The organism is uncultured Fibrobacter sp. (genome assembly GCF_947166265.1).
Classification (GTDB): Bacteria; Fibrobacterota; Fibrobacteria; order Fibrobacterales; family Fibrobacteraceae; genus Fibrobacter.
Window position 1 is genome coordinate 50,327 of sequence record NZ_CAMVDO010000003.1, and the last position, 21,011, is coordinate 71,337.

A 21,011-nucleotide genomic window follows, 5' to 3' on the forward strand; every position below is an offset into this window, starting at 1 on the left:
GGCAGTTCTTGGACTGCCGGGGATTTTCTATCAAAATTTATTTGAGTTATTCAGCGCTAATGGTGTACACTTCCGTGTTGACATTGGCCGGGCTGTCGTCAATTTCAGGAGCCAAGAAGAAAAGCCTGTCAAAGGTCATTCTTACGATATTTCCTTCAACCTTAATCACCGGGGTCAAATCGAAATTGAAACCTTCGATGGCGGTAGTCATCATGTGCAGGTGAAGCTTGCCACCTTCGGCAATGCTCCAATCCCCGTAGATAGGATAGTCGTTGGGATCCACGGTCGAGACTCCAACGGGCAAGTCCATTTCGAATTTCTTTTTTTCCTTGTCGAAAATCAGCTTTCCAGGCTGCTTACCGGCTTGCTTATAGTCGGCATAGGGATAGATATCGCCGGTATTCTTGTTGGCAAGACCAATCAAGCTCCAGGTTCCAGCCAAGCAATCCTCGGAGATTCCCTGAGCGCAGGCTTCGGCCTTAGACGGTTCAGAACTTCCGGAAGAATCCCCACATGCAGTCAGTGCGGACATAGCAACGGCCGCAGCTAAAGCAATAAACACCTTATTTTTCATAGTAAACCTCTAGTTTTGAGTTGAATATAAGTAATTCTAGGCCATTTTGTTCGATTCCTATGAAAAATTTACCATATATCCGTTCGATTCTGAGGTGAATATCGTCTTGATTATTCTAAATAAACCCTACTCGTTGTTGTTTGCAACAACATATTATCGTTTACAATTGCTTTTTTATACAAAAATGAAATTATTTTAGGCGACAGGGTACAAAATTTATTGTTTGGAGTATATTATGAGAAAGTTTTTATTTGGAGCGGCAATTGCAATGGCCCTTTCACAAGTAAATGCACAACCGGACCCGAACTTTCATATTTATCTTGCCTTTGGGCAGTCCAATATGGAAGGTCAGGGCGATATCGAAAACCAGGACAAAACTGTCGATGAACGATTTCAGGTGCTTTGGGCTGCCGATGACGGTTACTGTGCGGGCCATTCCAAGGGACTATGGTCCAAGGCGACTCCCCCGCTCGCCCATTGCCAAGGCGCAAAACTTGGTCCTGCAGACTATTTCGGCCGCACAATGGTCGAAAAAACCGATTCCCAGATTAAGGTGGGCATCATCGAAGTCGCGATTGCCGGTTGCAGCATCAAGCTGTTCGATAAGGCGAACTATTCAAGCTATGTAACCTCGCAGCAAAGCCAAGGATGGATGATTCAGCGAATTAACGCTTATGGCGGAAATCCCTACGGCCGTATGATTGAAATGGCCAAGAAAGCCCAGGAAGATGGCGTCATCAAGGGCATAATCTTCCACCAAGGCGAATCGGATGTCGGTGACTTTCAGTGGCCCTCCAAGGTAAAAGCTGTTTATGACAACATTATCAATGACCTGGGCTTGGGTAACGATATTCCATTCCTTGCCGGCGAAGTGTTGCGTACCGGTTCGAGCAAGGGTGCAAACGACAATATCGCCAAGCTTCCACAGCAGTCGAGTAACTTCTATATCGTTTCATCCGAAGGCTTTAACCAAGCGCTGGGCGATAATCAGAATGTTCACTTTACCTCGCAGGAATACCGCGATTTTGGCAAGCGTTATGCCGAAAAAATGATTGAAGTTCTTGGCGATAAACTGAAGCCGGTTTCTTCTGCTCCAAAATCAAGTAGTTCCGAAACGGAATCTTCTTCGAGCGATGCATCGTCACTTAACACCGGATCGTCGTCATCTGAAAACGGTATGGCCATTGCAAAGGAGGAACAATTCGCAGGTGGATCGATTTCGTTTACCAGAAGCGGTGACGTTCAGCTACACCTCGCCAAATCGGAACAGCTCCTGGTCAAGATATATTCAAGTCTCGGCAAGGAAGTACTTGATTTGAGCGGAAACTACTCCGGCACCAATTCGCTCGTTCTTGCTGGTAGAATTCCGGCCGGACGATATATCGTTACCGTCAAGGGCGACTCGTTCAAGGCGATTAAGCCTGTAAGGGTAAAATAGCGACAACCGTCAGGTGTTCGCTTTCGACTTTGAACTTGATTTCAAAACCGGCGAACCGGATGCCATAGATGCGGTCGGCGGACCTCTGGTACGCGGGCCGCGGGTCTTCGGAAAGCAGCTCCACGAGAGCTGCCATTTTTTGTTCGGGGAATTTTGCCCCACTATCGTGCAAATCGGCAGATTTGGAATCGTCGGGTTCGTCAAAAATTCCCGGCGCAAAACTTACTTCGAGTTTCTTGAAACGGACAGCCTCGGCAAAGCCGCCTGTCGCACCCTCGATCGAGTCCGCATAGGGCAGATAGGGCTTGATGTCTACGATTGGTGTTCCGTCCATCAGGTCGGCACCGCTTACCTCGATGGTGGGTGCCCCCTCCCCAGTCAAGTTGATTTTCTCGATTTTTACGCAGCTCATGGCTACAGGATTCGGACGAAAACTGCTACGGGTCGCAAAGACTCCGAGCCGCGTATTTCCCCCAAGCCTAGGCGGACGGACTGTCGGTTTCCAGGAGTCACGGACGTTTTCTGAAAAAATCCACAGAATCCATAGATGGCTAAATCCTTCTAGCCCGCGCAAGGCATCGGCATTACGAAATTCCGGTTCAAAAACAATTGTAGAGCGCAGATTTTTAAGGAGTCCACTTTGGCGCGGAATCCCGAATTTGTCGGGAAAATCGCTTTTGATGCGGGCGATAAACTTGAAGGTGATTTCATCTATTTTTTCCACGCTCCATTATATAGAAAATGAGGGGCTAGGGCAAAGGATGCTTGAATTTTCAATTTGTCGATTTTCTATATTTCTAGTCGTAAAACAACAAAGGAAACCTTATGTCCGAAGAACTCGTTTTGAAATTCGTTGACCCGAAGCCGATGCGCTACGGTGAAAATTCCCACCAGTCCGCCGTTTTCTACCGCGACCCGACCTGCACCGAAGCAAGCCTCGCTACTGCAAAGCAGCTCTGGGGTAAGGAACTTTCTTACAACAACATCGTAGACGCTGACGCCGCTCTGGAAATGGCGCGCGAATTTAGCGAAGGCAATGCCGTCGTAATCGTGAAGCACATGAACCCGTGCGGACTTGCTACCGGCGAAAGCCTCCGTGAAGCCATGGAAGCCGCTTGGGCAGGTGACCCGGTGTCGGCCTTCGGTTCCGTGATCGCCGTGACCCGCAAGGTGGACCTCAAGACCGCCGAATTCCTGAAGGGCCGTTTTGTGGAAATCTTGCTCGCTCCGGCATTCGACGACGACGCTCTCGAATTCCTGAAGAACAAGTCCAAGGACATTCGCCTCCTCGAAGTGGGCGAAATCAAGAAGGCAACGCACTGCAAGGTGTACAAGCACGTGATTGGCGGCATGCTCGTTCAGGACCGCGACGTGGACACCTACGAAAAGTTTGAATGTGTAACCAAGGCCCAGTTCCCGAAGAACAAGGAAGACCTCGCCCGCTTTACTTGGCTCGTCACCAAGCATACCAAGTCCAACGCCATCGTGATGGGCTACGAATACAAGCCCGGTTACTTCCAGGTGATGGGTCTTGGCCCCGGCCAGCCGAACCGCATTGACTCCAACCTCCGTCTTTGCCAGCCGCGCGTTCGCGACAACGTCGCCCGCATGGAAGAGGCCAAGGCATTCTTTGACGAAAACGGCAAGTGCATTAACGAAGCCGGCCTCAAGGCCCTCGAAAAGAAGGTCTTCGGCGAAGTCGTGATGGGTTCCGACGCCTTCTTCCCGTTCCCGGACAACGTCGAAGCCGCCCATGATGCTGGCGTGCGCTATATCGTGCAGCCGGGTGGTTCCAAGAAGGACGACCTCTCTATCGAGAAGTGCGACGAATTCGGCATCGCCATGGTGTTCACCGGCATGAGGCACTTCCGCCACTAAGGGTCGCCTATGGTTCCAACTTCTCAGAAGGAAATCAATCAGCGGGAAAAGGACCTGTACTACACGGTCCTTTCCTTCCTGAAAAAGATTCGCAAGGCAGGCAAGACTACCGCGAAAGAGTGGGACGAATACCGTTCCGCTATCAAGAGTGTTGCCATGACCGCCGATATGGGTAAGGCCGCTGATTTGTGGACCATGGACAACTTGGACCAGTTCAGCCCCGACAAGAGCCAGCTTCCGCCACTCAACGATATGGAATATGTGGCACGCGTGTCGCCCGAGTTCCTTTCGCAGCTTATGGAAGCGCTTTATTACGGGATGCTGAACCCGACCCAGGCGAACATGATTTCCGACGAGATTCAGGATGCTGATCCGGAATACGTGACTTCGGCCTCGCTCGAGGAACTGCTCGTAAAGCTCTGGATCGGGAATGCCAAAAGCTACCGCAAGATGATAGCGAACTAATGAATGAACGCGTACGTGTAATTGGTGGCGGCCTTGCTGGCTGCGAAGCGGCTTTGCAACTGGCTAGTCGCGGTTTTAAGGTGGACTTGTACGAAATGCGCCCGGTGCGGCAGACCCCTGCCCACAAGGACGGTCATTTGGCACAATTAGTTTGTTCCAACAGCTTCAAGGCGTTGGGCATTACATCTGCTCACGGTCTCTTGAAGCAGGAACTCACGATGCTCGGGAGCTTTCTGTTGGACTCTGCCCGCGAAGCGGCCGTGCCCGCAGGTGACTCGCTTACCGTCAACCGTGATATTTTCAGCGAATCGGTCGAAAAAAAGATTGCTGAATCACCCAACATCACGTTACACCGCGAAGAAGTTACGAGCCTCGAAGGCGACTGCCCCACTCTTGTAGCAGCAGGCCCCTTGGCTAGCGACGCTCTCGCCGATGACATTTTCAAACGCCTCGGCAGCAACCGTCTGCATTTTTTTGACGCCATCGCTCCGGTCGTCGAGACCGATAGCATTGACTTTGACCACGCCTTTTACCGCAACCGCTGGGAAAAGGGAGAAACGGCAGACTTTATCAACTGCCCGCTCGACAAGGAAACCTATACTGAATTTGTGCGCAAGCTCTGCGAAGCCGAAAGCACGGAACCTCGCCCGTTCGAAAAGAACGAACTGTTCGAAGGCTGCTTGCCGGTAGAAGAAATGGCCCGCCGCGGTTTCGAAACTCTCCGTCACGGCCCTATGCGCCCGATTGGCCTTGGCCTCGGCAACAACGGAAAATTGTGGTACGCCGTCATCCAGCTCCGCGCCGAAAACAAGCAAAAGACCTTGTTCAATATGGTGGGTTTCCAGACGCGCCTCAAGTGGGGCACGCAAAAGGAAATCTTCACGATGGTGCCGGCCTTGCGCAATGCGAAATTCGCACGCCTCGGCTGCATGCACCGCAACACCTTCATTGAATCGCCCAAGTTCCTGGACAAGACTCTCCGCCTGCGCCCCGATCTTGAATGTGCCAAGGGCATTCCGCCGACATGGTTTGCGGGCCAGATTACGGGTTCCGAAGGCTACACCGAAGCAGTGGCCACAGGTTGGTATGCCGCCTGGAACATGGCTCAGACGATTCTGCACGGGCACGCCGATCCGCTCCCCGACGAAAGTTGCATCGGTTCCTTGATGAACCGCCTTGTAGAAGAAAACGAAGACTTCCAGCCCATGAATTTCAACTTCGGGCTGCTCCCTCACCACGAAGGGCTCAAGAAGAAGAACAAGAAAGAAATTCTCGCCGCCCGCGCTGAAGAATCCGTTCGAAAGTGGATTGCGGATAGGAAGATAGTCTAGTCTTAGATACAGCAGACAAATCACAAAAAATTGTCTGATTTTCATTTTTCCTTCATATTCTCCCCTAAAAAGGTATATTCCATTAATAATGGAGGAATTATGAAATTCAAATACGGGATTGTTCTACCCTTCGCTTTAATTTGCATTATTGCATGTTCCAGCGACAACGTTAGCAAAGCTTCAGACGATACACCGCCAGAACCATCCAGCAATTCGTTGACTAGTTCTTCTAGCATTCAACAATTGAGTTCTTCTAACGACTTACAGACTAGTTCCTCCAGCGAATCGCTCGGGGATCAATCTTCCAGCAGCGAATTTCTGCCCCTTCCGGAGTTTTTTGAAGATTCATGCACCGCATCTGGAGGAAAGTTCCTATATGGAGCCTGCATTTGCCGGTCTGAACTCTGCGACATTGCCGAGGCTTGCAATCCCGAAACCGGGCGATGCGCCAACTTTATTGAAGAAGAATGCCCTGTAGGCATGAACGAAAGATTGGCTGATTCGGCACACTTCTACCGATTCAATGTGTATGGCGGTTGCCAGATTATCGGGGCCTACGACGGAAGCGATTCTACGGAATCTTTTTATGGAGATTTCTATTTGCTACGCAATCCGGGCGGGCTCACCATGACATACATAGACCAGCTGGCATCCATAGGCATATACAACCGCAAATATGCTGATAGACATGGCGATATAGATGCTGAATCCGTACGCGCGGCGGTTCCTATCACCAAGTCGGAACTCAAGGCAAACGTGCCAGACTTCTTTAACGCATTCTATCCGGATACGGCCGGTCATCGAAGAACGATTGTAAGCGAATCAGACTTGAACGAGGACTATACCCTTGATTTGATAATGTACTGCGATGATAAGGTCTTTGGTTGTAAAAGCATGGCTTTGGAACTTGGTTGCAAGGAAGCCTATATAGACCGTTCCGAAGTCTTGGCGGTTTGCGATTTGGAGACGGCCCAGAAAATGCAGATGAGGGGAATCTACCTTGGAGTTAATAGGCCAGGCGATCCAGATATTTTGTTGCCTGATCTTTTAGATTAAGAGAGTGGCATCGCCGCATTATCGGGGTAACCAGATGGCTGCGCCGGCTTCGGTTTCGCTTCGCTCACTACCCGGCTTGCCCTTCGGGCTTCACCTTCGGTGAAGCTAATCTGGCGTACCTTAGATACACAAAGAGCCTCCCATAGGGAGGCCTTTTGTGTATCGGGGTAACCAGATTGCCAAAATGTTCACTTCGTTTCACATTTTGCCCTTCGGGCTTACTTGAACTTCGTTCAAGTTAAGGCCTAAAACCATCTGAGTTCGCTTCGCTCTCGATGGTTTTAGTCGAACTGGTCAGTTCGATCTGGCGTTAGCACGATACAAAAAGCGACCCCCCAAAGGGGTCGCATTTTTTGTATCGGGGTAGCCAGATTCGAACTGACGACATTCTGCTCCCAAAGCAGACGCTCTACCAGGCTGAGCTACACCCCGATTATTCATTTAAAAGGAAAAACCGACTCCGAAAAAGATTGACTCTTATTCGGAGCCGGTTTCCTGAGCTACGAAGGGCTCGAACCTTCGACCCACGCCTTAAAAGGGCGTTGCTCTACCAACTGAGCTAGTAGCCCGAACGCACCCAAATATATTAAACGTTTCTTCTTTTGTAAAGGCGAAACCCCATTTTATCGCAAAAAAACATCGTTTTTTTCAAAAAGAATCCCATATATCGCCCGCATTATTTGTAAATTTCAACCATGAATTTGAAATACTTTTTGATAGCGGTTACGGCGACACTCGCATACCCCGCCCTTAGCTACGCTTATTTCACAAAGGGCGATGCCGGTCAAGAAGTATTTTCATTCATCAATACATTTGATAGCCCACGTAATGCCGCTCTCGAAAAGTCTGCCGGTGCAGGTCTTTCGACAGACCCGACCGTTACACAGCTGAACCCAGCCGCCATTATTTTACCTGAAAATAAAGATCATATCGCGGCCTTCCATTGGCAAACTGGCGATATGGCAGACAACGTCGGAAGCCTTTTCTATACAGGGCATTTCGACAAGTACATTTTCCAAATTTCCTACAACTGGCAATCCTACGGAAATATTGACGGTTACGATGAATATGGTGAAGCTACGGGGAAGACATACGAACCCTTTAGCCAGCTTGCAACAGCTACGTTTTCCTTTCCTCTCAGACATATCCGATTCGGTGCCACGGCTAAATTCGCCTCGGATAAGCTAACCGATGAATCGGGCGACCGCGCCGCATTGGGAGCAGCCTTTGACTGGGGTATCGCGTGGCAATCCCAAAGCAAGCGTTATGGCTTGGCTTTGATGGCTCGCGATTTTGGTTGTCTCTTGCGCGACTATGTCGATGATGACAACGACGAGTACTACCCGATGTCGCAGACATTTGCTGTGGCAACCTTTTTCAGACCAAGCCTCCTCCCCCGCTTGACCGTTTTTATCGACAGCGATTTTCCGCGCTATCAAGAAGCATTCTTAAGCCTTGGCGGTGAATACGCCCTTGGAGAACATTTCTTTGCCCGCGTTGGTTTCCAGCGTACCTGGCTCGACTTGATTCGTGACTTCAAGGAATTGTACGCCTCCGAAGACCGCCCCGACGAAACTAACAACGCACACATGTTGAGTGCCGGTCTCGGATATTCGATGGATTTGTTTGCGCTGGACTATAGCTTCTCTTACCTTGCCGAAGGTATGGGTCACGAACACAGACTCGGTCTGCGCGTTAATTTCTGACGGTTATACGATGCGTCAATTTGACGTTTTTGTTTTTGAAGAAAACGGCCCGCAATTCGAACAATGGAATCCGCCTTTTGAAGACCCCGCACTCGGCTGGTTCCATGATTCCGACTGGAACCGCCCGTTGCAAAAGATCGATGCGGAATGGGTTGTCTTTGCACACCCGGCTGTTACAATCGACCGAGAATTCTTGAACAATTTGGCGCAGGTTATCGAAGGTTTCCCGATGGTCGATGCCTTTGCCCCGCGAGTCAGACCGAGCCAACAAAACGACAACGCCCAAAATGCTGTCGGAAAATTTTTCGGTGGGATGTTGCTTAACGGTTCGAAAGGCTTTGCCTCAATTTCCGAAAACGAAAAGATGCGTTTTGTGGCCGCTTCCAACCCCTTGATTGGCGTATATTCTAGCCGCATTATTCAACGCACGGGACTTTTTGATCTCGAATTGCCGCCCGAATTTAGGTTGTTGGATTACACCCTTCGAATGGCACATGCTGGCGGAAAGATGTTCAACGTTCCGTATCTAGTGACCGGCATCCAAAATAAAAACGGAATCGAACAAGTGTGTAGCGGTGAGTTCCTGAAGAAAAATAACGCCGTCAAACCCCTTTGGGAAATCTACTACAAGAGTCTCCCGGCAGCGAGCCTCACCGGTTTCACGCTACGACACCCCACCATGATTCCGAAATTCCTGGGGCTAGACAAACGCGGTAAAGCCCGAGACTTTAAACGGGATAAGGCTACTTCGCTTTCCAAGCTATCCGAGCAATACCTAAAGGAGATTTCCCTATAGATGATGGCGGTAAAACGCAATAAATCTTTAGGTTGCTTTTTCGGCTATTTTTACTTATATTATCGCCATGCGTTTTGAAGTTCATCCTGTTAATCCGCAAGCGCGAATCGTGAAGCTTGCAGCGGCCGCCCTCGAAGACGACGGCCTTGTTCTCTACCCTACTGAATCTGGTTATGCGATTGGCTGTAACGCCGAATCGCCCAAGGCCATCCACAAGCTTTACGCGCTCAAGAAGCCGATGAAGAAATTCTTCATGGCGCTCATCATTCCGGACATCCGCAAGGCGACCGACTACGCCCGCGTAGACAACTTTGCGTTCAACATCATGAAGCCGCGCGTACCTGGGCCGTACACGTTTATTTTGCCCGCCGACCCGCACATCGCCCGCCGTCTGGACGTCAAGCGCCCCGAAATCGGCGTGAGAATGCCGACGCACCCGTTCTTCAAGGAACTTTTCCAACATTTCGACAAGCCGATTCTGAGTACAGCAGCTAAGCTCACCGAAGAGGAAATGTACGAGCCAGATGAAATCTGGAAAACCTTCGAGCATTCTGTCGACATGATGGTCGACTGCGGCCCCATCGAAATCAATCCGACCAACATCATCAGTTTGATTGGCGACCAGATCGAAGTGATTCGTGGCGAACTGCTAGACCCGTAAGTAAAGATGCCCGCCTTCGCGGGCATGACACGATGAAAAAAGTCAAGCTTGAAGAATGGATAAAGCCCAAGCGTGACAGAAACGAAAGAAGCCGGGTTTAACCCGGCTTTTATGGATTCTAGTGATGTCATCCCCGACTCGGTCGGGAATCTTTTGCAGACAAGAAACTTAGACCATGGCGGCGCTGAAGTCAGCCTTGGTGCAGAGCGTTTCCTTGCCTTCGGCGTCGACAGTCAGGAGTTCGCCGCTGTACTTGTAAATGCCGTGGCGAGCCATGATGAGTTTGGCCTTCAGAACGATTTCGGCCTTCGGAATCACCGGAGCGCGGAAACGGCAGTTTTCGACACCCATGAAAGCAGGGCGCTTGCCCGTAGTTTCGGCTTCACGACCGATCATGGTGAGAAGCGTGGCGGCCTGGGCCATGGATTCAATCTGAATCACGCCGGGGAGCACAGGATTGCCCGGGAAATGTCCCTTGAGGAATCCTTCTTCGCCGGTCAAGTGCCACTTGGCAACGATTTCCATGTTTTCGGCGTCGAGGCTCAAGATTTCATCGACAAAGGCGAACGGGGCCTTTTGCGGAAGAACGCCGTGAACGACTTCGGCATCGTAGAGGATTCCGGCGACATTAGACTTGGGTAAAGATTCCAGCATGGACATAAGGAATGATTTTCTCCATAATTTGCCGATGGGACACGTGCCCACCGTTGGTGATTTCGATTCTGACCCTCGGAAGGGCCGGACAGATAAAACTCAGGTCTCCAATCAAATCTAGTATTTTATGCATCGCAGGTTCATTCGCGATGCGAAATTTTGGCGACGTTGACGGAGTATTTTTGCGACATTCACACAATTTTTCAACGCACAAACTATCATCGAGTAGTAATCCGCAGGATTCATCGACGCCTGCGAGGAGGCCTGCCGCACGGGCTCGCTCCAGTTCTACCTGATGGATGAAGGTGCGCGCCATGAAAATTTGGTACAAGTTCTCGGGCGAATAAATGGAGACGGACGCCGCCGACTTAAGGTCGTAACCGTCACGGGCGGCATTGCGGTCCAGCACATATTCAACTTCGAAGGTTTCGGCTGGCGTAATGCGGACATGACCGTAAACAGCAGCATCGACGCCCTTCGGCATGGTTCGACCGTGCTCACCAACCAAGCTCAGGGACCTAGCACCTTGCAACGGCAAGTCCCACTCGGCATGCACGGGAGCATCGTAAAAGACGAGTTCTTCGGGCGCTCCGCAGAATTTACGCATTTCGCAAAAGAACGGAATTGCAGAACCGTCCATCATCGGGACTTCAGGCTTAGTCGCATCGGAAAGTCGCACGTTAAAGCGACGGTGCGGCCACATCAGGAACACGGGAGCCAAGTGCTCCGGCGAAAGCAACTGCAGCGAAGCCTCCCCCGCCGCAGAACCAGCCGCAGACTCATTCAACCTATAGCCGGCAGTTCGCTTCGCAAAAAATTCAAGTTCTTCAAAACAATGATACGCATCGCTGCGGTAAAAAAGCTTTTCACCCACGAACCACGCCACGAAAGGAACCTTCTGCGGGTCCTTTTCCAGCGGCTCGACAGAAAGCGAAACTTCATCAAAACTTAAACTACGCGATTTAAAAATCAAATTGCCACTCATTTCGGCTACAAAATAGAAAATAATATTTTATTCTAACAACGCATCGGGAAAACCTGGATACCAAGTTTTATTTGCGATATCATAGGCATTAAATCCACCAACATAGCCAAATGCCCAGTAATGAAAAGACATTCCATTAGCAATTGCAGCTTGTGATGTTTGCTGAGCCCATAGTGCTTTCAAACTGTCACTAGGAGATTTTTCGTCACATGGGGAAAAAGCGGAGCCCCCAGAAACACCAAATTCACCAACATTTAAAGGAACATGATCCACACCATTTATGTCGGGATAAAGTCGTTGGGCTAAATCTACATATGTTCCAAAATCAACATCAGCGGTATTGGCATACAAAGTGTCACCTTTGCAATTATAATAGTGTCCTTGATGGGTATAATCATAAGGCTCGTAATAATGAGCACTGTAAATGATGTTTCCGTCTTGAGGGAGCGTCAATTTCTTCAGGGATAAAAAATCTGCGGCATGATAAGATTCAAACATAATGGTCTTGCCAGGGGCTGAAGTTCGAATGGTTTGGTAGGCATCATTCATCAGTTGATTGAAGAGCTCTGCATCAGGAATAGTCGGTTCATTCAAAATTTCCAAAACAACCATATCGTCAGGGAATTCGCTCAATGCTGTAGCGACCTGACTCCATAAGCCGATAAAGTGTTCCTTTTCAGCTAAATAATCTGCTTCATTATAGGTGCAATTTCCATTTGAACCTTGGCTACCACCCGCACAATTCAATTCAACATAATGGTGAAAGTTTATCACCACGGCAAGATCATTTGCTATGGCAAGCCGTACATCTTCTAGAACTCCATTTAATCGGTTCGGGTCAACGGTGTGTGTGGAATAGTCAGAGTTATTTTGCCAGCGGACAGGAATACGAACGGAATTGAATCCAGCCTCCTTGATAATTGCAAAATATTCATCACGTATGGGGTTACTCCAGCCACTATCATCATCACCATCAGAATCCCAGGAATTCCCCAAGTTTATTCCCCTGCCCAATTTCTTGTTCATCGTCCTACCAAGGGTATAGTCCACTGCTACAGGAATATAGGAAGTATCAATTGATGATGACGAACTAGATGTGAATCCAACACTTGACAGTGATTCCTCACTTGATGACGACGAAGATTCTGTTTCCGAAGAAACGGCTGATTCCGAACCCGTTCCAGAATTGCTACTGGAATCACCGCCACAAGCGGCAAAAAACACGCATATAGCGATTGCCACACTTGCTTTCAGCAAATTAGCGACGTGTTTTTCTACAGAATTTTTTTTCATAAGGAGGTTCTCGGATTCTAAATGCAGAAAAGATCCTCGCCTTCGCGAGGATGACGTAGGAAGGTCTTTCGCGAGAAAGACAATTCCGTATACTACAATTTAAATTTTTATTTGCAAAATTTCAAGCATCAAATCATTTGGCAGATGACTTGTAAGTAATCTGCCGAGAGACCTTATTGAAAACTTCGCTCAGGATGACACATTCGTGTCATTTCCTTCAGTCTACTTCAATTTTTTCTTCGCCATGACGCGGAGTTCAACCATTTGACGACGCCAGATGTCAATGTCAATCGCGGGGAATCCTGCAACGGTCTTGCCTGCGGGTACACTCTTGGTCACGCCTGCTTTAGCGGTTACAATCGCATTTTTGCCGACGGTTAGGTGCCCAGCAGCCTTTGCGCCGCCAGCGAATTGTACGCCGTCTTCGAGAATCGTTGTGCCGCCGAGAGCCGTTTGCGAGGCCATGAAAATGTTGTTTCCGAGAACGCAGTTGTGCGCAATTTGCACCATGGAATCCAGGTGACAATTATCGCCGATGGTTGTCGGAGAAATGAAGCCTGCCGCGACGACCGTATTTGCGCCAAAACTGCAGCGGTTTCCGATGCGGACTCCCGCAAAATGCGGCACCATTCGGCGTTCGCATTCATGTTCGTAAAATCCAAATCCGCGACTACCGACGACAACGCCCGCCTGAAAAATGCAGCCCTCGCCCACGATTACATTCGGGTAAATCGTCACGTTCGATTCCAGTCGGCAGCCTCGCGCGACGCTTGCGCCACGCATCACGACGCAACCGGGGCCAATAAAGCAATCTTCGTCGACAAAGCCCTCGACGACTGCCGTGGGGTGAATCCAGGGACCATTTTCGCCGAAACCAATGCCGGCATCAAAATGCACTCCGGTTTCCATATTTTCGCGGAAACCGTCACCTTCAAAATGTTCCAGGAACTTCACCATCGCGTGATAGGGTTCAGCCACGGCAACAATATTTTTGACTTGCGGAAACTGATTCAATAACGCGACGTCTATTGTCGCATCAATCGCTTTCGATTTATCGTCATTTTCCGACACATTCGACTGTACCGTTTCCGGAACAAACAGAAGGCCCGCAGCCACACGGCTCAACTCATTATTCGAAGGTCCGTTCGCATGGGTTACACTTTCGACTCGACCGACCCAGAAACTGACATCACTTTCACGGGCCTGCGTGAGAGCCGCAAAACCTGTCAACGGGGCATCATCCGGCGACTTTCGCAGAGTTCGACATTCTATGTGACATTCATTTTGCAGGTAATCGATTATTTCCGAAGCGCTGACCGAGAACATCAATCCCCCAGCGCCATAATCTGCACCTGACAAGCGAAATCAATCTTCACATGTCCGCCCAACTTTCCGCTTAAGTCTTCGCCATCGAGTTGCAAGAATTCATCTTCGGCGAATTCAAGTTCAATCGAACGCGCCTTATGCGTTTTGAGGAAATGCTTCTTGACGAAATTGCCCACAACAGGCACCGTTCCCACGGCAATTGCCAAAAGGAACATGAACATGTTCGGCACACAAACAATTTCGAGCAAGCGGTCTGCCATGTCGGATTTATAGAAGGGGTTTGCGCCGCTCGCGAAGCTCGGAATATTTCCGACAATCACCGTGCGGTGCCCATCCAAGAGCTTTTGCCAACTTTTGCCCTCGGCATCAACAAAGGAAAGTTTTCCTTTTTTCAGGTGATACGAACGATCAGCAAAGAAACTCTTGACGTAATGCAGCTTGTTCACGACAACGGAATTCGAATTGAATTCACCCGAAGCACGAGCGTGATTAAAGTCGTGAGCGATACGGGCATCGATTCCACCCGAAAAATAGTTCGCAAAGGCAATCTTGTCATTCACCTTCCAAATATCGAAAGGACGCGCCTTTGCCTGCAAGAGCCTACGCACCAGGAACAAAAGGCCCTTGTCTACGTAAGGCTTGTAAAGGTTCAGCACACGGGCAAGGTCGTTACCTGTACCCAGCGGAATCAGTCCGATTTTGACGGACTTTGCATATTCCGAAGACACCATCACCGAAAGGACAGAAGACACCGTACCGTCGCCACCGACTGCCACCAGTTTTTCGGTGTTGGCAAGAGCATCGCTAATCTGTTTTTCTAGACCATCGATATTCGTGAATTCAGCCTTCCACTGGTCATCCGTGTAATTCAAGGATGCCATAATTTCAGGCAAGAACTGGTGAATCACCTTGCCCTGGCCACCGCCACTAATCGGGTTAATGAGAAAAACAAACTTATACACAAACACCTCAGACGTTTTTCATCAGTTCATCTTTTACAATCAAATAGTGTTCCGCGTTTTCGTGGAACTTGCGGATTTCGTCTTCGGTAAGTTCTCGCACCACATGGGCTGGAGTGCCCACAATCAGACTTCCTTCGGGAAATTCCTTGTCTTGCGTCACTACGGCACCGGCAGCCACCACGCTGTTAGACTTGATATGCACACCATCCATAAGAATAGCGCCCATGCCCACCAGCACATTGTCATCGACATCGCAGGCATGTAAAATCGCATTGTGACCGACCGTCACGTTGTCACCCACATGTACGCCCACCCCCGTAGAGAGGTGGATCGTCACATTGTCCTGAATATTGGTGCGCTTGCCGATTCGAATTTCGGCTAGGTCTGCTCGTATAACCGCATTGTAGAACACCGAGGAATCGTCGCCGATTTCTACATCACCAATGACCTTCGCGCCATCTGCAATAAAAACGCGTTCCCCCAGGACCGGGCGTTTGCCCTTGTATTCGATTAAAGAAGCCATATCTACAATCTATAAAAAAAGACAGACAAAGTCATAGGTCTGCCCCCAGTCGTTCAAATAAAGTTGAGTTTGTTACAACAAAAAACTTATATTTTCGTTATGGACGATTATTTGAAAAATCTTTTTGATTTGCAAGGTGAAAACCGTTGGGTTGTGGCAAAAACATCTGCCGAGGAACGCATCGCGAAGCTCCAGAAACTCCGCAAGGCTATCGTTAAACGTCAGCAAGAATTTTACGACGCCATCTGGGCCGACTTTCATAAGCCCAAGACCGAAGCTTGGCTCAGCGAAATCTACCCCTCCCTTCAAGAAATCGACTATGCCGTAAAGCACCTGCCCGACTGGATGGAAGACAAGGACGGCAGCTGGAGTTTCCTGTTTCCGTTAAACCATAGTCGAAGCCATTTCGAGCCCAAGGGGCGCGTCCTGATCATGGCCCCGTGGAACTATCCCTTCTTATTGTTCATCTCGCCGGTTGTTGCTGCTATCGCTGCCGGAAACGTGGTGATAGCAAAGCCGAGCCACAAGACTCCGAATGTCGCCCAATTTCTCGAATCGCTCATCGCAGAGGTTTTTCCGCAGAACGAAGTTGCCGTAGTATTAGGTGCAGGAGCGGAACTCGGAGACCAATTGCTTTCGCTCCCCTTCGACCATGTGTTTTTTACGGGCAGTCCGAAGGTTGGCGCTCATGTGGCTGAGCTAGCCGCCAAGGTTCACGCAAGTGTTACGCTCGAACTCGGCGGTAAATCGCCGGTAATCGTTCTAGACGATGTAAAAATCAACGATGCAGCCAAAAAAATCGCCTGGGGCAAGTGCCTGAACGCAGGCCAGACCTGCATCGCTCCCGATTATTTACTTTGTCCAGCAAAATTAGTACAGCCGCTCGCGGAAGCCATCTCCCAAGAAATCCGCAAAATGTACGGAGCCACGGAAGACATCCGCCGTAGTTGCGAAAACTTTGTACACATTGTCGATCATCATGCCGTTGAACGCCACCAGGCTCTTATCAACGAAGCACTCACCAAAGGCGCAACAGCGGTTATCGGCGGAACCTTCGCCGAAATAGACGTTCAGAACCGCTACACGCCAGCAACCGTGCTCACTGGCGTCACAGCCGACATGAAGATTATGGAATCGGAAATTTTCGGACCGATTCTCCCGATAATCGCCTATGACTCACTCGACGAAGCTATTCAGTTCGTGCAAGCTCGCCCCAAACCGCTCGCCCTCTATGTTTTCGGAAATTCGGAATCAAAAATCAACGAAGTCATTAAGCGAACCACATCGGGTTCGACCTGCGTCAACCACTGCATTCTGCAAATTGAAAATCTGTCGGTCCCGTTCGGCGGAGTCGGCATGAGCGGCACCGGAAACTACCACGGATTCTACGGTTTCAAGAGCTTCAGCCACGAAAGGAACATCATGGAACAGGGCGCATTCGACGCCATGAATTTTCTTTATCCACCCTACCACCAGGACAACGAAAAAAGTCTCCGTGCCAGAATACAAAGGATTGCAAAGAAATTTCTCAGCTAGAGATCCTTCGACTTCGCAACTTCGTTGCTTCGCTCAGGATGACACCTGTAACCTGACACCTCATACCTCACGGCCCTTCGGCAGGCTCAGGGACCTTATTTCGGTTAGCGAGCTTGCGAACGTTCTCTCGTCTTTAGTCTCTCGTCTGTAGGTGCGAAGCTCCGTTCTTTAGAGCCCGACGTAAAGGCGCTTCATTTCGTCAGAAATGGCCATGGGGCGTCCGCGTTTCATATCAACAAGAACCCACTGCGTTTCAGATTCAAAAATCACCTTGCCATCGGAGACGCGTTCAAAGCGGCACTTGCGCAAGCTGACGACCTTGCCATACGCGGCCACCCACGTGGTTCCGCGAATTTCGTCGCCAAGGAACGCCTGGTTCTTGTATTCCACGTGCTGAACGTGAATCATCCAGCCCGCATCGAGGCTGCGCATCAGCTCGGTACCGCCCACAGAATCGGAATGGGCAATCGCAATATCCTGAATCCACTGCACCGACCACACGTTGTTGAAATGATGATTGTCGTCAATCATTTCGGGCGTCACCTTGAACACCTGCGTAAACTGCATCGGGTCAACCGTTTCTACCATCGCAATCGCCATAAGAACCTACTCGTCTGTTAAATTTTTGATCAAGTTCGGGAGCGCAAGTTCAAACTTGACGCCATACCAGTGAGACTTGTCTTCGTACGTCTTTTCGATACATTCCAGCACAAAGTCTGCTGCAATCCGGGCAGCGTCGACCATGGAACGTCCACGCAACATGGCACCGACAAATGCCGAGGCGTAGCAGTCTCCCGTGCCGTTAAAGCCCTTGGTAATCTTCTTGTGCTCGTAGTAGCAGAAATCCTTACCGTCGTAAAGCATCACGCCCGTGTAACCCGCGCGGAAACCGACACCGGTCAGCACGACCGACTTGGTCCCCAGTTCGCAGAGCTTTTTGCAGAGCGTTTCAACTGTTTCGCGGTCAATGTTTTCGCTGTATTCTGTATCGGTAAGCATGCAGGCTTCGGTCATGTTCGGAAGCAAGACATCGGCCTGAGCGCACAGATCTTTCATGGCAGCGACAAATTCCATATTAAAGCCGGGGTAAAGCGCCCCATTGTCGGCCATGGCAGGGTCCACCACCCGAATCGCACCATCGACACCATTCGTGTCCATAATGTGCTGAACCATGTTAATCTGTTCGATAGAACCCAAATAACCGGTATAGAAAGCATCGAAGCGGATGTCGGCCACGCGCCAGTGTTCACTGATCGGCAACATTTCTTTGGTCAGGTCCTGGAAAGTCCAGCCCGTAAAGCCGCCCGTATGGGTCGAAAGAATCGCCGACGGAAGCACCGCAGTCTCTACACCGCACGCAGAAATAATCGGAAGTGCCACCGTAAGGGAACACTGTCCAAAGCACGAAATATCTTGAATCGTAAGGACTCGCCTGTACATAGCCCAAATATAGAATTGATGTTTCCCTTTTTTTCTTATTAAGTTATATTTACGATGTTACAACAAGGTGTTTTACAGGAGTTGTGTATGGAATGGAATGATTTTACGAGCCTTACCTCGGAAGACATGCGTGCTATTTGGGATTTTAATACAAAGGATCCGTTCTCGATATTGGGCCTGCATCCGCTGAATACGGACCGCGGCCTGAAGACGGTGATTCGAGCCTACCAACCACAGGCAAGCTTTATTCGCGGTGAATCCTGCGACGGCGAGTTCGAGTTCGACTTCATGAAACTCGGCGATACCGGATTTTTCGAAGCCATTCTCGACAAGGAATACGAACCGTTCTTCTACAACCTGGTTATCCGTCAGGACGATGGCAACGAATACACGCTGACAGACCCGTATGCATTTCTCCCCGTGCTTAGCGACTTTGACCGCCACCTGATTTCGAGCGGAACGCACTATGAACTGTACCGCAAGCTGGGTGCAAACCTCGTAGAACACCAAGGCTTTAAGGGCGTACACTTTGCCGTATGGGCTCCGAACGCCCGTGCAGTTTCCGTGGTCGGCAGCTTTAACAGCTGGGACGGCCGCCGCCACCAGATGCGCATGCTCGGTAGCACCGGCATCTGGGAAATTTTTATTCCGAACCTTGGCGAAGGCGAACTCTACCGCTTTGAAATTCACGGTGCAGACGGCAACCTGCACGTGAAGGTGGACCCGCTCGCAAAGCTTTCCGAAGTCCGTCCGGCAACCGCCTCCATTACCACACACCTCGACGGCTACGAATGGGGCGACGACCTTTACATGGCCACCCACTGGGCAACCAAGGTCTTCGGTTCGCCGATGAACATTTACGAAGTCCACGCTGGCTCCTGGCGTCGCGATCCCGCTAATCCGGACCGTTTCCTCAACTGGGACGAACTTGCCGAAACGTTGATTCCGTACCTCAAAGAAATGGGCTACACGCACGTGGAATTCTTGCCGCTTGCCGAACACCCGCTCGATGAATCCTGGGGCTACCAGGTGACCGGTTACTACTCCCCCACGAGCCGCTACGGCACACCCGACCAGTTCCGCCACTTTGTGGACCTTTGCCACCAGAACGAAATCGGCGTGATTGTGGACTGGGTTCCGGCACACTTCCCGAAGGACGCCCACGCTCTCGGACGCTTCGACGGCACTGCCTGTTACGAGCATGCCGACCCGCGCCAGGGCGAACACCCGCACTGGGGAACCTACATCTTTAACCTGGGCCGTAACGAAGTCAAGAACTTCCTCATTGCAAACGCCATGTACTGGCTCAAGGAATTCCACTGCGACGGCCTCCGCGTAGACGCCGTGGCATCGATGCTTTACCTCGACTACGGTAAGGGCCCCGGCCAGTGGGTGCCGAACAAGGACGGCGGCAATATCAACTACGATACGCTCGAATTCCTGAAGCACCTGAACAGCATCATGGGCCGCCTCACACCGCATGCAATCTTGATTGCCGAAGAATCCACCAGCTTCCCGAGCATTACCCGTCCGCCTGAACAGGGCGGCCTAGGCTTCCACTACAAGTGGAACATGGGCTGGATGAACGACTTCCTGAGCTACATTCAGCATGAACCAATTCACCGTAAGTACCACCACAACCAGCTGACCTTCAGCATGGTGTACGCCTACAGCGAAAACTTCATCCAGGTGTTCAGCCACGACGAAGTGGTTCACGGCAAGGGTTCTATGCTTGGCAAGATGCCGGGCGACAACTGGCAGAAGTTTGCAAACCTCCGCCTCACCTACGCCTTCCAGTACGCGCATCCGGGCAAGAAGCTCAACTTTATGGGCAACGATTTCGGCCAGTTCCGCGAATGGAACGAAAAGCGCTCGCTCGACTGGCACCTGGTCAGCTGGGATAGCCATGGCAAGCTCTTGCAGATGATGAAGGTGCTGAACCACCTGTACAAGGAAAATGCCCCGTTCTGGGAAATCGACCATTACTACACCGGCTTCGAATGGATCTGGTGCGATGACGCCGACAATTCCATCGTAAGCTTCGTGCGTAAGGACGACCACGGAAACCAGATTCTCTGCGTGTTCAACTTTACGCCGGTGGTTCGCTACGACTACCGCCTCGGAGCCCCCACACGCGGCAAGTGGAAAGAAATCTTCAACACCGACGCCGAAATGTTCGGCGGTTCCAACGTGGGTAACTTCGGCGAAGTCTGGACGCAGGACATTCCCTGGCAGAACCGCGAATGCAGCCTGAACATCAAGCTTCCGCCGCTGGCCGCAGTTTACTTCCGCCTAGAACGATAAAGCTACAAAAAATATGGAAAAAGCCGCGGGCAAGTGCCTGCGGCTTTTCGTTTATACAGCCGGCTTATTAGCCGGACATAAAA

The 21,011-nt window shown here is 50.4% G+C and carries 20 protein-coding genes and 2 tRNA genes; 10 read left to right on the forward strand and 12 right to left on the reverse strand.

Annotated features, from left to right (window positions below; all coding sequences use genetic code 11):
- Window positions 1-46: 46 nt before the first annotated feature.
- Window positions 47-574, reverse strand: a complete 528-nt coding sequence (locus Q0W37_RS02650; protein WP_297698507.1) for a hypothetical protein — start codon at window positions 572-574, stop codon at window positions 47-49.
- A gap of 235 nt (window positions 575-809) precedes the next feature.
- Here Q0W37_RS02650 and Q0W37_RS02655 point away from each other — a divergent pair, with 235 nt between their 5' ends.
- The gene (locus Q0W37_RS02655) at window positions 810-2,012 is read left to right on the forward strand and encodes a sialate O-acetylesterase (protein WP_297698510.1); all 1,203 of its coding nucleotides are present in this window, start codon (window positions 810-812) and stop codon (window positions 2,010-2,012) included.
- Here Q0W37_RS02655 and tsaA read toward each other — a convergent pair.
- Window positions 1,990-2,727, reverse strand: coding sequence for a tRNA (N6-threonylcarbamoyladenosine(37)-N6)-methyltransferase TrmO (tsaA, locus tag Q0W37_RS02660; RefSeq protein ID WP_367186226.1), 738 nt, complete (start codon window positions 2,725-2,727; stop codon window positions 1,990-1,992). The two genes, Q0W37_RS02655 and tsaA, sit on opposite strands and share 23 nt — an antisense overlap.
- A gap of 110 nt (window positions 2,728-2,837) precedes the next feature.
- Between tsaA and Q0W37_RS02665 the strand changes: the two genes are divergently transcribed.
- The 4 genes from Q0W37_RS02665 (at window position 2,838) to Q0W37_RS02680 (ending at window position 6,742) form a co-directional block, all read left to right on the forward strand.
- Window positions 2,838-3,890 carry an IMP cyclohydrolase gene (locus tag Q0W37_RS02665; protein ID WP_072978933.1) on the forward strand — a complete coding sequence of 351 codons (1,053 nt, stop codon included), beginning with the start codon at window positions 2,838-2,840 and terminating at the stop codon, window positions 3,888-3,890.
- Window positions 3,891-3,899: 9 nt separating this feature from the next.
- Complete coding sequence (locus tag Q0W37_RS02670; protein ID WP_073322735.1) at window positions 3,900-4,355, forward strand: hypothetical protein; 456 nt, start codon at window positions 3,900-3,902, stop codon at window positions 4,353-4,355.
- A complete protein-coding gene (trmFO, locus tag Q0W37_RS02675; protein WP_297698516.1) occupies window positions 4,355-5,686 on the forward strand; it encodes a methylenetetrahydrofolate--tRNA-(uracil(54)-C(5))-methyltransferase (FADH(2)-oxidizing) TrmFO in 1,332 nt (443 codons plus the stop codon). Before Q0W37_RS02670 ends, trmFO begins: the two co-directional genes overlap by 1 nt.
- A gap of 99 nt (window positions 5,687-5,785) precedes the next feature.
- Window positions 5,786-6,742, forward strand: coding sequence for a hypothetical protein (locus Q0W37_RS02680; protein WP_297698518.1), 957 nt, complete (start codon window positions 5,786-5,788; stop codon window positions 6,740-6,742).
- A gap of 358 nt (window positions 6,743-7,100) precedes the next feature.
- Here Q0W37_RS02680 and Q0W37_RS02685 read toward each other — a convergent pair.
- Window positions 7,101-7,174, reverse strand: a tRNA-Pro gene (locus tag Q0W37_RS02685).
- Window positions 7,175-7,238: 64 nt separating this feature from the next.
- Window positions 7,239-7,311: transfer RNA gene (locus Q0W37_RS02690), tRNA-Lys, on the reverse strand.
- Between the two features lie 126 nt (window positions 7,312-7,437).
- Here Q0W37_RS02690 and Q0W37_RS02695 point away from each other — a divergent pair.
- The 3 genes from Q0W37_RS02695 (at window position 7,438) to Q0W37_RS02705 (ending at window position 9,905) form a co-directional block, all read left to right on the forward strand.
- The gene (locus Q0W37_RS02695; protein WP_297698520.1) at window positions 7,438-8,448 is read left to right on the forward strand and encodes a hypothetical protein; all 1,011 of its coding nucleotides are present in this window, start codon (window positions 7,438-7,440) and stop codon (window positions 8,446-8,448) included.
- A gap of 10 nt (window positions 8,449-8,458) precedes the next feature.
- Complete coding sequence (locus tag Q0W37_RS02700; RefSeq protein WP_297698522.1) at window positions 8,459-9,244, forward strand: hypothetical protein; 786 nt, start codon at window positions 8,459-8,461, stop codon at window positions 9,242-9,244.
- A gap of 67 nt (window positions 9,245-9,311) precedes the next feature.
- On the forward strand, window positions 9,312-9,905 hold the full coding sequence (locus Q0W37_RS02705) for an L-threonylcarbamoyladenylate synthase (RefSeq protein WP_297698524.1): 594 nt from the start codon (window positions 9,312-9,314) through the stop codon (window positions 9,903-9,905).
- A gap of 168 nt (window positions 9,906-10,073) precedes the next feature.
- Here Q0W37_RS02705 and Q0W37_RS02710 read toward each other — a convergent pair whose 3' ends face one another.
- The 6 genes from Q0W37_RS02710 to Q0W37_RS02735 all read right to left on the reverse strand — a co-directional run bounded on the left by Q0W37_RS02710 (window position 10,074) and on the right by Q0W37_RS02735 (window position 15,648).
- Window positions 10,074-10,565: a 3-hydroxyacyl-ACP dehydratase FabZ family protein gene (locus Q0W37_RS02710; RefSeq protein WP_297698526.1), complete on the reverse strand. Its 492-nt coding sequence runs from the start codon at window positions 10,563-10,565 to the stop codon at window positions 10,074-10,076.
- Entirely contained in the window at window positions 10,534-11,532 is a 999-nt protein-coding gene (locus Q0W37_RS02715) for a UDP-3-O-acyl-N-acetylglucosamine deacetylase (RefSeq protein ID WP_297698527.1), read from the reverse strand. The genes Q0W37_RS02710 and Q0W37_RS02715 overlap by 32 nt, the downstream gene beginning before the upstream one ends.
- A 39-nt stretch (window positions 11,533-11,571) precedes the next feature.
- A complete protein-coding gene (locus Q0W37_RS02720) occupies window positions 11,572-12,837 on the reverse strand; it encodes a cellulase family glycosylhydrolase (RefSeq protein ID WP_297698529.1) in 1,266 nt (421 codons plus the stop codon).
- Window positions 12,838-13,059: 222 nt separating this feature from the next.
- Entirely contained in the window at window positions 13,060-14,163 is a 1,104-nt protein-coding gene (locus tag Q0W37_RS02725) for a UDP-3-O-(3-hydroxymyristoyl)glucosamine N-acyltransferase (RefSeq protein WP_297698531.1), read from the reverse strand.
- Window positions 14,163-15,125 (reverse strand): diacylglycerol kinase family protein, encoded by a 963-nt coding sequence (locus tag Q0W37_RS02730; RefSeq protein ID WP_297698533.1) that lies wholly within the window; start codon window positions 15,123-15,125, stop codon window positions 14,163-14,165. The genes Q0W37_RS02725 and Q0W37_RS02730 overlap by 1 nt, the downstream gene beginning before the upstream one ends.
- Window positions 15,126-15,132: 7 nt before the next feature.
- Window positions 15,133-15,648 (reverse strand): gamma carbonic anhydrase family protein, encoded by a 516-nt coding sequence (locus tag Q0W37_RS02735; protein WP_297698535.1) that lies wholly within the window; start codon window positions 15,646-15,648, stop codon window positions 15,133-15,135.
- A 111-nt stretch (window positions 15,649-15,759) separates the two neighbouring features.
- On the opposite strand from Q0W37_RS02735, the gene Q0W37_RS02740 reads away from it, so the two are divergent.
- Complete coding sequence (locus Q0W37_RS02740) at window positions 15,760-17,184, forward strand: aldehyde dehydrogenase family protein (RefSeq protein WP_297698537.1); 1,425 nt, start codon at window positions 15,760-15,762, stop codon at window positions 17,182-17,184.
- 168 nt (window positions 17,185-17,352) lie between these two features.
- On the opposite strand, the gene Q0W37_RS02745 is transcribed toward Q0W37_RS02740, so the two are convergent.
- Both Q0W37_RS02745 and Q0W37_RS02750 read right to left on the reverse strand, forming a co-directional pair.
- Entirely contained in the window at window positions 17,353-17,784 is a 432-nt protein-coding gene (locus tag Q0W37_RS02745) for a thioesterase family protein (RefSeq protein ID WP_297698540.1), read from the reverse strand.
- A gap of 6 nt (window positions 17,785-17,790) precedes the next feature.
- Window positions 17,791-18,624, reverse strand: a complete 834-nt coding sequence (locus Q0W37_RS02750; protein ID WP_297698542.1) for a pyridoxamine kinase — start codon at window positions 18,622-18,624, stop codon at window positions 17,791-17,793.
- Between the two features lie 87 nt (window positions 18,625-18,711).
- Here Q0W37_RS02750 and glgB point away from each other — a divergent pair, with 87 nt between their 5' ends.
- Window positions 18,712-20,928: a 1,4-alpha-glucan branching protein GlgB gene (gene glgB, locus Q0W37_RS02755; protein WP_297698544.1), complete on the forward strand. Its 2,217-nt coding sequence runs from the start codon at window positions 18,712-18,714 to the stop codon at window positions 20,926-20,928.
- Window positions 20,929-21,011 lie beyond the last annotated feature (83 nt).

Bases quoted from the DNA above. Each gene is read 5' to 3' on its own strand.
- Q0W37_RS02650 (WP_297698507.1), bottom strand. From the start codon at position 574: ATGAAAAATAAGGTGTTTATTGCTTTAGCTGCGGCCGTTGCTATGTCC.
- Q0W37_RS02710 (WP_297698526.1), bottom strand. From the start codon at position 10,565: ATGTCCATGCTGGAATCTTTACCCAAGTCTAATGTCGCCGGAATCCTC.
- glgB (WP_297698544.1), top strand. From the start codon at position 18,712: ATGGAATGGAATGATTTTACGAGCCTTACCTCGGAAGACATGCGTGCT.
- Q0W37_RS02670 (WP_073322735.1), top strand. From the start codon at position 3,900: ATGGTTCCAACTTCTCAGAAGGAAATCAATCAGCGGGAAAAGGACCTG.
- Q0W37_RS02725 (WP_297698531.1), bottom strand. From the start codon at position 14,163: ATGTTCTCGGTCAGCGCTTCGGAAATAATCGATTACCTGCAAAATGAA.
- Q0W37_RS02745 (WP_297698540.1), bottom strand. From the start codon at position 17,784: ATGGCGATTGCGATGGTAGAAACGGTTGACCCGATGCAGTTTACGCAG.
- Q0W37_RS02680 (WP_297698518.1), top strand. From the start codon at position 5,786: ATGAAATTCAAATACGGGATTGTTCTACCCTTCGCTTTAATTTGCATT.
- Q0W37_RS02700 (WP_297698522.1), top strand. From the start codon at position 8,459: ATGCGTCAATTTGACGTTTTTGTTTTTGAAGAAAACGGCCCGCAATTC.
- Q0W37_RS02665 (WP_072978933.1), top strand. From the start codon at position 2,838: ATGTCCGAAGAACTCGTTTTGAAATTCGTTGACCCGAAGCCGATGCGC.
- Q0W37_RS02655 (WP_297698510.1), top strand. From the start codon at position 810: ATGAGAAAGTTTTTATTTGGAGCGGCAATTGCAATGGCCCTTTCACAA.
- Q0W37_RS02695 (WP_297698520.1), top strand. From the start codon at position 7,438: ATGAATTTGAAATACTTTTTGATAGCGGTTACGGCGACACTCGCATAC.
- Q0W37_RS02750 (WP_297698542.1), bottom strand. From the start codon at position 18,624: ATGTACAGGCGAGTCCTTACGATTCAAGATATTTCGTGCTTTGGACAG.
- Q0W37_RS02720 (WP_297698529.1), bottom strand. From the start codon at position 12,837: ATGAAAAAAAATTCTGTAGAAAAACACGTCGCTAATTTGCTGAAAGCA.
- Q0W37_RS02735 (WP_297698535.1), bottom strand. From the start codon at position 15,648: ATGGCTTCTTTAATCGAATACAAGGGCAAACGCCCGGTCCTGGGGGAA.
- trmFO (WP_297698516.1), top strand. From the start codon at position 4,355: ATGAATGAACGCGTACGTGTAATTGGTGGCGGCCTTGCTGGCTGCGAA.
- Q0W37_RS02705 (WP_297698524.1), top strand. From the start codon at position 9,312: ATGCGTTTTGAAGTTCATCCTGTTAATCCGCAAGCGCGAATCGTGAAG.